The following is a 9964-nucleotide window of genomic DNA, read 5'->3' as shown; positions in this document are numbered from 1 at the left end:
CGCCCCCCCCCCCCCCCCCCCCCGCCCCCCCCCCCCCCCCCCCCCCCCCCGCCCCCCCCCCCCCCCCCCCCGCCCCCCCCCCCCCCCCCCCCCCCCCCCCCCCCGTGCCGACACGGCCGGCGGCGGAGGCCCCGAGGGGACGAGGAACGAGGAAGGTACGTGAACGCGAAGAGGAGTTCCCCGCGCGGCCTCCTGACGGCATGGGCGGTGATGACGGCCCTGGCCCTCACCCCGGCCGCCCTCACAGGCGATCCCGCCGGAGCAGAGGCTCCTGCGACCACCCTGGTCTTCGACAAGAACCCCGACGACCCCACCGACTCGACGCTCTCGGTCCACCGGGGCGGGAGACTCCGGGCCGCCTACCGGGCCGGATCGGGCCTCGGCGTCCAGGACGACTGCGCCCGCGCCAAGGGGTGGATCCCGGACGGGAACTGGCGGATCCGGTCCAGGACCCGCACCTACGACGGCGCCCTCATCAAGGGGTACGCCGTCCGCCTCCAGGACATGGCGTGCTCCCGGGGCACGGTGACGCGCACGGAGCTGTTCCTCCACTCCGAGACGGACCGCGACGGCGGCGAGGGCACCTCCGAGGCCCGACGCTGGGACGGCCCGGGTGACTACGAGTCCAACGGCTGCGTGAAGCTGAACCCGACGGACATCGAGGAACTGTTCCGCCTCCTCGACCGCATCGGCTGGCCGACCCGTCTGCGGGTGGTGCCCTGAACCGGGCCGTACTCGTGGCAGGCGGGCTCGATGGACCGAGGCGGACCTCGGTGCTTGTACCGGTCGTCGGAACCGCGTCGAACCGGCGTCGAACCGGCGTCGAGCCGACTTCGAGCCGACTTCGAGCCGACTTCGAGCCGACTTCGAGCCGACTTCGAGCCGACTTCGAACCGGTTTCGAACCGGCCAGGGGAGGCCGAAAGTGATACTTGACGTTTCAACATATTCGCTGTGAGCATGCGGGTGACGTCCTGAGATCGGAGTCCTTCATGCGTCTGAAGTCCCTCGCCCTCGCGGCGATACCCGCGGCTTTCCTCGGTGTCATGGCATCCGCGCCCAGCGCGTCGGCGTGGTCTACCGGGAACTGCCAGACGGGTACGTTCTGCGTCTGGCCCGAGTTCTGGTACGGCGACACGGACATGCCGCCGTCGCTGGTGACCGACGACGAATGGTCGGGCAGCGCTCTCGGCCACATCTTCTACAACAGGACGTCCCAGGACGTCACGATGACGTACGTCGTCGTCGGACAGGAGGAGCAGGGGCCCAGGACCGCATGCGTCTCCAGCAACCACGGCAGCTACTTCACGATGCCCATGTACGTCACGGACATCGCCTGGCGTGAGGACGACGGCAGCCCCTGCTGGTGACCGCCCCGGAGGGCCGACGCGGTCCCGGCGCGCCCTGCCCCCACCGCGAAACGGGGCAGGGCGGGCGAAGGGCGGATCGGGAGGCGGAGGACCCGATAGTGCGCGGCCTCGACCACGACGAGCGTCACTCCGTCGAGGACCTGACCTCCGCCGACGCGGACGCGGACGCGATCCTCAAGATCTCCGGTTCCCCTCCGAGGCGGCTCTCTTCGGCGATTCAACCCGCGGTTCCGATCGCCTGAGAACCAAAGAGGCATCTGTGCCCACACTGCGTGCGGTTCCCATTCCGTCATGTGACCGCGCGCCCAACGCCCCATGGAACCGTCGACAATTGAAAAGGAAATCGCCGAGGTGGGCGGCGTGGTCGGCGACGGTCGCGGGATCATCTGCGCGCCGCGTTCGTTCCCTGCCCTTCGATATCCCGGGCGCTTCTCCGGCTCGGGCGGCGACTCGGGCTCCCCGTCTTCCTGGATGCCGTCGTCCGGAACCACGAACACACCCCCGGGGTGGCCTTCCCGTGTCGTGTGGAGGACGTGAACGCCGAGACATTGAAAGCGGCAGTGCTCAAGGCGTTCGAGACCGCCATGGGATCCAAGCGGGCACCTTCCGGAACCTCTTGAGTTCTCGGTGACCGCTGACGAGCCAGGAGCCGACGCCGGCCCCGACGACGGCGAAGCCCCATGCGCTTCGCCGCTTTCCGGACCCCGCGGAACGCTCCTGCCGCTGCCGGCGGACGAAGGGGTGCTCGGTCCCGACGAGCCCGGGTCCGGATCTCCTGGAGGCGGCCCGGGCGCCCTTCGCCCCCATGGGCAACGAATGGATCGCCCTGCCTCGCCGCCACCTCCCCGAAGGGGATATGGGCGATATCTGCCGCAAACTCTCTTTTAGTTACTCCGTGCTACCCAACGCACCGAAATGCAATCGCCAGTTGATCACCAACGCCATGGCGAGGGATACTACCCGGCAGATGGGTGTTCCCCACCGAGTGGCACTCGCTTCAATATCCTCCCGTGCAGGTCATCGAAGGCCAAGTACCCAAAGATTACTGGGCAGTTGACTTCAGGGTTTCGTGGTAGCGTCCTTACTCGGAGGGACAGTGCAACCTGAAAGGGAAATCGTGAACACGGAGAAGATCGCCGCTCGCCGCCTCTCGCTGGAAGAGGTGACGAAGCTCGGCGTGAAGGACAGGATCTTCGTTTCCGCCGACACGGAAGAACTCAAACTTCCCGACTGCTATGTCCCTGCTTTTCTGACCAAGTCCGGTGAGGATTTCGAGGGCGGCTCGATCACGGCGAGGACCGTGTTCCAGGAAGAGGTTTCCTGCCTTCCCGACGACGAGAACGAAGCCGGAATCTACGTGGCCGACGAGAACGGCCCGGCGACCATCGAGGTCCTCCAGTCCGCCGGTGTCGTGCTGGACCTGGCGCTTTTCGTCCCCGGTGGGGACAAGGGGTCCCTCACGGCCCTTTACGCCGCGGCCCGGCAGGCGTTCGGCGCCGACATCGTGCAGATCTGGCGCCAGGGCCTCAAGGAGGTTCCCGACGTGAAGGTCGACATCTTCGAGGAGCAGGTTCCCCGGGGACGCAAGGGGGGCGACAGCCCCAAGCGTGACCGTCGCGCGATCGACACCTACCCCACCCGTGCGGACTTCATCGAGTTCTCCACGGGGTGGAAGCCGGTCGTCGAGGTCCACAAGCCGGTTGTCGACGACACCCCGACCATCTGAGGCGGCGCCACCTCTCGTCTCGGCCTGGGAGAACGCCGAGAGCGCATGCGCCGGACCCGGTCGACCCCTGAGCGGCCCAGGGGGCCGTCGGGAACCGGCGCCGCCACTTACGGACCGTGTCTGCGGTCACCCGCGACTCGCGGGCGACCGCGACGATCGGCGGCACCTCCGGGCCCGCGCACGTCAGCGCGATCCACGTGCGCAGGGCCGGCGCCCGGGCCGACGACGGCCGCCACGTCCACCGTCCCGACACCACCCGCTCGTCATCGGACAGCGGCAACGGTTCCGACTTCGGGCCCCGAGGCGGAACTGACGCACCAACGGCGGAGTCACCTGTCGATCATGACGGCGACGAATGCGGCGGAGCCGGTCATGGGCCTTCTTGCTTTCCGGGCACGGTCAGGTCTGCGGGACCGGGAAGGCGACGCCGGTCAGCCGCTCGCTCTCGCGCCACAGCCAGGCCCCCAGCTCGGGGTCGTCGGCCCCGGCGGGCAGCCGGACCGGCTTGGGCGTGCCGGAGGTCTGGTCGCGTCCGGCCGGGCCGAGGTAGGCCCCGTCGACGACCTCGGGGTGGGTCGCGGCATACAGGGACGGCCAGGCCGCGCCGTCGGGGGAGCCCATCAGTGTGCGGGAGGCGAGGGCCAGGAGCAGGCGCCCCGTCCGGCTGGTGGAGGTGTGACGCTGCAGGTCGGTGACGGCCGAGCCCGGGGCCCGGACCGTGTCACCGGATGTGGTTGGCGAATCCGTCGGACGGCCGCCAGGCACCCGCCCCAGCGCCATGATGGGAGCGTTTCTCCAAGCAAAACACCGCATGAGCGGCGTCACGTCGGGAAAAACGCTCCCATCACCGAACAGCGACGGGATTCGCCAACAGCATCCGTGTCACCGTTGGATGACGGACCGGGACAATCCCCACGCGCGGGCCTTCTACCGGACGCCGGGCTTCACCGAGTTCGACGGGAAGATCGTGTACCGAGTGGACGCCGGGGCGGTGTGACGAGGCCGCCACTACGCTTCGCGGGCTCCGTCATCCGGCGTCACAGCGACGATCGCCACGGTCGGGGGAGGCGGAGAAGGCGTGTACACATACGCCACGGCCAACCCCGGCACGCCGCCTCGGGGCTCGATTCTCGTCTTGCGCACCTCTGTACCGTCGTGACGGGGAGGCCCGAGCCGCACACCGAGTCGCGGAGCCTGCTCGAGCTCCTGCCACAGAGCCTCCAGGTCCTGCTCGGCTCCCAGCTCCTTCGCACGCTGGGCGGCCCGTACGGTGACGGCCGCAGTCACACCGCTCACGCGTGTGGGTCCTCCTGCTTCAGCTGTGCCGCCAGGTCGAGGCCCTCCTGTATGGCGATGTCGAAGTCGGGGTCCTGGTAGAGGCGAATCCGCCCCCGGTAGTCGACGATCACCGCGGCGACCGCATTGAGGTCGGTTTCCGAGGAGGCCTCCAGCGCACGCTGGAGATCCGCTTCGAAGGTCTCCTGGTCGCCGGGGAAGCCGTGCCCGGACCGCAGAGCGGCCCGGATGTCGCCGATGGTCCTCAACGGCAACGGCGCAGGGATGGGTGTTTCTACGTGCTCTGCGCTCACGATCTCTCGCTCCTTGATCTCCCCCGTCCTACGAAGAGTGTCCTACATGTCCGCATCCTGCGCAGCCATCGCTCGGAACTGAGGGTGGGATTCCCACCGGGGGACGGCTTCAAGGAGGCGGCTGGCCGTCGTGGCCGTCCCGACGAGTCCGGAGCCGGGTCCCCGGGAGGCGGGCCCGGGTGCTCGTGACCCGGCGAGCAGCGCACCCGCCTTTTCGCGTACCGCCGAGTGGCGCGGGCGATGATGTGCGGGTGTTCTACGAGGACCTCAGCGCGTACGACTACCTGGACGACGACACCTTCACGGACCTGGAGTCGGGCTTCTACGGACTCTGGTACCGCCCCGCGTACACCCGCCTGAACGTCGGCTGGCTGGAGGCGGGCAAGCCGTACGCGACGGGGCCGGTCCCCAAGGCGTTCGTGGAGAAGCTGAAGGCCGTCCAGCGGGTCCAGTGGATGAACGTCTGCCTGGGCGTGCACGAGTGCGACCTGTGCCCGGCGGGGGACGAGCCGGCCCCGGAGGGCAACGGGGAGCTACGCATCCCGGGCGCCCCCGGCACCGCCTACGCCGCCCCGTTCCTCATCACGCACTACATCACCGCCCACGGCTACCGCCCGCCGCAGGTCTTCATCGAGGCCGTACTCGCGGTCGACGTCGACGAGTGGGCCTCCGTACGGTGGCCCGATGTGCCGTTTCCCTGGGTTCCGGGGGATGCGGAGCGCATGGTGGAGTAGGCGGCTCGGGAGCGTCAGGCGGACACGACCGGTTGCTCACGTCTCAACCCCGCCACGAAGAAACGCCATGGACCGGCTTCGACGGAGACGACAGAACCGTCCGCGTCCTTGGAGTCGCGTATGAGTACGCCGTACGAGACATAGGCGCACTCCACGCACTCGGTTGTGTTCGCGCCGCTGTAAGACGACTTGAACCAGGCCAGCTCATGAGGGGCGGGAGAACGGGCGGGCATCTACAGCTCCTTGCGTGCGCGATGGATCAAGGCGGAGGAAGCCTCCATGTCCAACGCTTGTGCGCGGAGGTACTCGAACGCAAGTCTGTATCGCTCCAGTTCCTCGTCCTTCTCCAGGAAGAGGGAGCCGGTGTGGAAGTCCACATAGACCACGTCAAGGGCTGACTCCGTGCCACCGATGATCACGAAGCTGCCAAGAGCGGCACCATGGGCTCCGTTCGAGAACGGCAGCACTTGCAGGGTGATGTGCGGTGACTCGTTGACTTCGAGAAGCCGCCCGAGTTGCTCCTTCATGATCTCTGGCGAGCCCACCACCCGGCGGATCACGGACTCGTCGAGGATGGCCCACAGACGGAACGGCTTCGACCGGGTGAGGATCTCCTGGCGCTTCATGCGGATGTCCACCAACCGCTCGATCTCGGCCGGCTCCAAAGGGATCTCGTTGGCCTTCTGCAGAGCGGTGCTGTAGGCGCGGGTCTGGAGAAGGCCGGGGACGTAGACGCAGGAGAAGTGGTCCTCGCGTACGGCCTCGTCCTCAAGGGTGAGCAAGAGGTTCATGCTCTCCGGGATGGAGTCGGCGAACGAGCTCCACCACCCCTGCTGCCTGGCGTCCTTTGCCAGGCGCACCACGGCTTCCCGCTCGGCATCAGTGGCTCCGTACTCACGGCACAGCGCGTCCACGACGATCCACTTCACCGGTCCCGCCTGCGTCTCGTACCGGCTGACCGTTGCCTTCGATACGCCGACCAGACCGCCGGCCTCCTCCAGGGTCATCCCTTTGCGGGCGCGCAACTTGCGCAACATCACTCCGAGTTGGCGACGGCGTGTGGTGGTTCGTACGGACATGTAACTCCTCAAGCGCTCACCCGGGCAGGCGCTCGGGGTGTGAACAGGCTAGGTAGCGCGGCAGCCGACCCACCATGCGATTCACTCGATCGAGGCTCGTGAGAAGTTACACAGCGAGAGTTCTCTGTGCCATTCTCGGTGACGGACAGCTACGCAATGCAGCCGTTCGGACACGGCAGGCGCAGCATGCGCGTGGCACGGGAGGGAGAACCGCTTATGCCCGGTACCGACATCGAGAACCGTCAGCGCCGTTGTGTCCTGCCTTTTGAGGCACTGCCGGCGGAAGTGCGCCTGCTGCGGCGGGCCGCCGCCACGCAGCTTGGCCAGTGGGGCGTGCCGACCGCTGGTGACGCGACGCAGCTCGTCGTGACGGAGCTGGCGACGAACGTCATCAAGCACGTGGGTGAGGGCTCGCCGGCGACCCTGATCCTGGAGTGGAAGCGCGAGCGTCTGCGCGTCGAGATGCACGACAAGAGCAGCTCGCTGCCCTCACTGCGCACCGCCGACTGCGAGGCGGAGTGTGGCCGCGGCCTGCACATGCTCGCCGCCATGGCCGTGGACTGGGGCACCGCCGTCACGGCGCTGGGCAAGGCGGTGTGGTGCGAGATCGAACTGGGCTCGGACGCCGTGTGCCTGCGCATGGAACGGGCCATCGACGCACTGGAGAGCTACCGGGAACGCGGCGGATCCGTCCTGCGCGGGCGGTGCGAAACGGTCCTGGAAGAGACAGCGGTCGAGCTGATCGCCGACCTCCTGCACTGGACGTCCACGCGGGGCCTGGACCCGGACGACGTGTTGGATCGGGCTCAGATGCACTACGAGGCCGAGGCGGCTTAAGCGTTGCCCCGTAGATCATCTACGGGGCAACGCTTAACAAAAGAGGGTGCAGTGCCCCGCGTTGCGGTAAGGCGCGGGGCGCTGCGGGTTTCGGGACTACTCGAAGATGTTCGGGACGGGGATACGGTTGACGCGACGATGAGCGTTCCAGGCGGAGGCAACCGCCAAGTGAGCGGCCTTGAGACGGCCCTTGGTGCCATCGTGACGTGTGTTGTTGTTGGTGGCGGTGGTCTGGATCTTGGCTCTGAAGGACGTGGGATCACCCTGGCGCTTGAGCTTCTGCGCCAACTCCTGGGGGTTCACCACATCAGAGTGCTTGGACATCACTGTGGCGATACCTCCGATAGTGACGGAGTGCCAGGTGTCGGGGGTTCGGCCCCAAGCGTCCTCGGCGATGGTGAGCGACAGGTCCAGGATCTCGGGACCATGCTCCATGACGATGCTGAGGATCCCCTTGATGCCGCGCACCCCGTTGACGCTGCTGCTGCCAACCTTGAGCTGGTGCTTCTCCAGGACGGTGTTGGTGTCCTGGAAGAGTGGATGCCCAGCCAGCACACCGATCCTGAACTCGTCGTTCGGGCCGACCTTCGAGGACTCCTTGTTCTTGATGATGAACAGTGACGCCTCGTTAGCCATCGAGAGGCCGGAGTGGACCTCACAGGTGATGGTCTGGACAGCCTCGCGGACTTCCTCCGAGACCAAGACCTTCCCGGCCAGGATGAGCTGGCAGGCGTAAACGCGGTGCATGCCGTCCACCGCGTACAGACCGTCCTCACGCTGCGAGAGGATCGGCGTTCCGAGGGCGGTCGGAACCAGCTTCTCGGCGATGGCCTGCGCACGGGCCTTGTTGAGGTTGCGCTGCGCACGGGGGTCGAACTTGATGGTCCTCGGATCCACCTTGATGTACTCGATCGAGTGGTCCGGAATGTCGTAGCTATAGTTCTTGCTGGGCAAAGCATCTCCTCTTGTGTCAGCACCCCAGTGGGGGTGACGGCGACACATGTCAGCTCCCGAATGCGGGAGACGGCGACTGGGCGTTGATCACACTATCGGAACAACTGGGCCGCTCGGAGGTCGAGTTAGCAAACTGAGACAAACGTCTTCGAGTTGGAGGTTCGGCAGCATCAAGGCGCGTCAAAATTAGATGTATTGTCTAGATCCATGCCGAGATGGGATGTGAGTCATCCTTGTTGCTACGATCCATGTACTACTCGCATAGGAATGGACCGCCTGTTAAGGCGGAGTTCACCGCTTTCGCCAGGAGCGGGCCGATCCCATGGGGCGAGCGCTGGAGGCGCTGCGGCGTGCGCACCGGGCAATCTCGCCGCTGAGTGTGGTGAGGGGGCCTCGCCACGTCGCAGGAAGTGAAACTTTCCATCTGGTAATCGGGGCGCTCGTCTTTTCTGGGCGAGTATCGGGCGTGGTTGGTTGCACGCTCAAGGGCTGACGCGGCATTGCCTCGGAAGGTGAAGTGCCGGATTTTAGCCTGGGGCATGAACATATCAAGAAGAGGTCAGTGAATGATGTCTGGGAAGGCCTCGGTGATGATTTCGATTAGTGTGCGAGCACCCTCGGCGTCGAGCTGGACACTTTGACTGATCTTGTTAGGGATTTCACGGTCGGCGGATCCGTAGGTGTCTAGCTGAAGGACGCGACGCCCCTCAATGGTAAATGTCCGGTAACCGCATGTGACCGGTCCGTGGATCTTCTGGGCGTCAGAGGGAACCTGCTGGAACTCCTTGATCAAGGCCATGCGCACACCCTGCCAGGTGCCTAGGGAGCCTTCAACTGCCAAGTGCGCACTGTCTATCCGGGACTGTCGTGTCCGTTCACAGCTCAACGGATTACTGCCTCTGTCGGTATCAACTTCAACTCGCCCCGGGGCAGGGGAGGAACCACTGGCTTCAGAGCCATGCCACACCTCCGAGTGTTCGTCGTGGCGTCTCACAGGAACGCCCCCACCCCCATGGCCAGCCCGAAGAGCACGAAGAAGATCCCCCAGGTCATGTTGGCGGTCGCTGAGTACGACACCTTCCCCGGCCGTCCGTCCTTGGTGTGGACGACCACGACCCTGCGCGGGTCCCTGAGGTCGTACCGGAGGACGACCGGGATGCCGGCGTGGAGGGGGTGGGACTCGTGGTTGAGGGGGGTGCGGCGGTAGGTCTGGGTGGGTGGGGCGTCGAGGTTGTTCACGGGTGGGGCCTGGTAGCGGACCTGGGGAGGACGGGTCGTCGGGCCCTCGCGGCGCCGGCGTAGGGCGTCGAGCAGGATGGCGATGCCCAGGGCCAGCGCGCCGGCGGCCATGACGAGCGTGATCGCGAGCCATGGCTGGTCCATGTGGCCTCCCTCGGAGCCGACTTCAGGTCTTCACGGAGACGGACGCGGTCGCGCGGCGGTTCCCCGTCGTGGGCGTACTGGGCGTGCCGACCTCGCCCGGCGACGGAACTTCGCCGCCCGTTTGAGTTGCGTACAATTTAGTTGTGCGCAATCAAATTACGAGCTATGTTTTCCGCAGTGCTCGACACCACCGGAACACGGAAGGCAGCAATCACCATGCCGTTCATCACCGTCGGTCAGGAGAACTCCACCGACATCGAGCTCTACTACGAGGACCACGGCACCGGGCAGCC

13 protein-coding genes are annotated in these 9964 nt (G+C 66.5%); 6 read left to right on the top strand and 7 right to left on the bottom strand.

Annotated elements, in window-relative coordinates; all coding sequences use genetic code 11:
- Positions 1-159 precede the first annotated feature (159 nt).
- The 4 genes from ACIA6T_RS30825 to ACIA6T_RS30810 all read left to right on the top strand — a co-directional run bounded on the left by ACIA6T_RS30825 (position 160) and on the right by ACIA6T_RS30810 (position 3095).
- Positions 160-723 carry a L,D-transpeptidase family protein gene (locus tag ACIA6T_RS30825; protein ID WP_399449803.1) on the top strand — a complete coding sequence of 188 codons (564 nt, stop codon included), beginning with the start codon at positions 160-162 and terminating at the stop codon, positions 721-723.
- 268 nt (positions 724-991) lie between these two features.
- Positions 992-1369, top strand: a complete 378-nt coding sequence (locus tag ACIA6T_RS30820; protein WP_399449802.1) for a hypothetical protein — start codon at positions 992-994, stop codon at positions 1367-1369.
- 98 nt (positions 1370-1467) lie between these two features.
- Positions 1468-1611, top strand: coding sequence for a hypothetical protein (locus tag ACIA6T_RS30815; RefSeq protein WP_399449801.1), 144 nt, complete (start codon positions 1468-1470; stop codon positions 1609-1611).
- A gap of 875 nt (positions 1612-2486) precedes the next feature.
- Positions 2487-3095, top strand: coding sequence for a hypothetical protein (locus ACIA6T_RS30810; RefSeq protein ID WP_399449800.1), 609 nt, complete (start codon positions 2487-2489; stop codon positions 3093-3095).
- 399 nt (positions 3096-3494) lie between these two features.
- Here the strand turns inward: ACIA6T_RS30810 and ACIA6T_RS30805 are convergent, their stop codons facing one another.
- Positions 3495-3875 carry a hypothetical protein gene (locus ACIA6T_RS30805; protein WP_399449799.1) on the bottom strand — a complete coding sequence of 127 codons (381 nt, stop codon included), beginning with the start codon at positions 3873-3875 and terminating at the stop codon, positions 3495-3497.
- 512 nt (positions 3876-4387) lie between these two features.
- On the bottom strand, positions 4388-4684 hold the full coding sequence (locus tag ACIA6T_RS30800; protein ID WP_383456300.1) for a DUF6247 family protein: 297 nt from the start codon (positions 4682-4684) through the stop codon (positions 4388-4390).
- A 251-nt stretch (positions 4685-4935) separates the two neighbouring features.
- Here ACIA6T_RS30800 and ACIA6T_RS30795 point away from each other — a divergent pair, with 251 nt between their 5' ends.
- Complete coding sequence (locus ACIA6T_RS30795; RefSeq protein WP_399449798.1) at positions 4936-5418, top strand: hypothetical protein; 483 nt, start codon at positions 4936-4938, stop codon at positions 5416-5418.
- Between the two features lie 14 nt (positions 5419-5432).
- Here the strand turns inward: ACIA6T_RS30795 and ACIA6T_RS30790 are convergent, their stop codons facing one another.
- Together ACIA6T_RS30790 and ACIA6T_RS30785 are read right to left on the bottom strand one after the other, a co-directional pair.
- Positions 5433-5651: a DUF397 domain-containing protein gene (locus ACIA6T_RS30790; protein ID WP_399449797.1), complete on the bottom strand. Its 219-nt coding sequence runs from the start codon at positions 5649-5651 to the stop codon at positions 5433-5435.
- Positions 5652-6497, bottom strand: a complete 846-nt coding sequence (locus ACIA6T_RS30785; RefSeq protein WP_399449795.1) for a helix-turn-helix domain-containing protein — start codon at positions 6495-6497, stop codon at positions 5652-5654.
- A 216-nt stretch (positions 6498-6713) separates the two neighbouring features.
- Between ACIA6T_RS30785 and ACIA6T_RS30780 the strand changes: the two genes are divergently transcribed.
- Positions 6714-7334: an ATP-binding protein gene (locus ACIA6T_RS30780; protein WP_399449794.1), complete on the top strand. Its 621-nt coding sequence runs from the start codon at positions 6714-6716 to the stop codon at positions 7332-7334.
- 96 nt (positions 7335-7430) lie between these two features.
- Here ACIA6T_RS30780 and ACIA6T_RS30775 read toward each other — a convergent pair whose 3' ends face one another.
- The 3 genes from ACIA6T_RS30775 to ACIA6T_RS30765 form a co-directional block, all read right to left on the bottom strand.
- Positions 7431-8288 (bottom strand): DUF6551 family protein, encoded by an 858-nt coding sequence (locus ACIA6T_RS30775; RefSeq protein ID WP_399449793.1) that lies wholly within the window; start codon positions 8286-8288, stop codon positions 7431-7433.
- 559 nt (positions 8289-8847) lie between these two features.
- Positions 8848-9087: a hypothetical protein gene (locus ACIA6T_RS30770; RefSeq protein WP_399449792.1), complete on the bottom strand. Its 240-nt coding sequence runs from the start codon at positions 9085-9087 to the stop codon at positions 8848-8850.
- A gap of 191 nt (positions 9088-9278) precedes the next feature.
- Positions 9279-9671, bottom strand: a complete 393-nt coding sequence (locus ACIA6T_RS30765; RefSeq protein WP_399449791.1) for a hypothetical protein — start codon at positions 9669-9671, stop codon at positions 9279-9281.
- Positions 9672-9964: the final 293 nt, after the last annotated feature.

Source organism: Streptomyces sp. NPDC051740 (assembly GCF_044453165.1).
Lineage (GTDB): Bacteria > Actinomycetota > Actinomycetes > Streptomycetales > Streptomycetaceae > Streptomyces > Streptomyces atrovirens.
The sequence above is the reverse complement of the archived record's forward strand: the minus strand, read 5'-3'. Positions and strand labels throughout refer to the sequence as shown.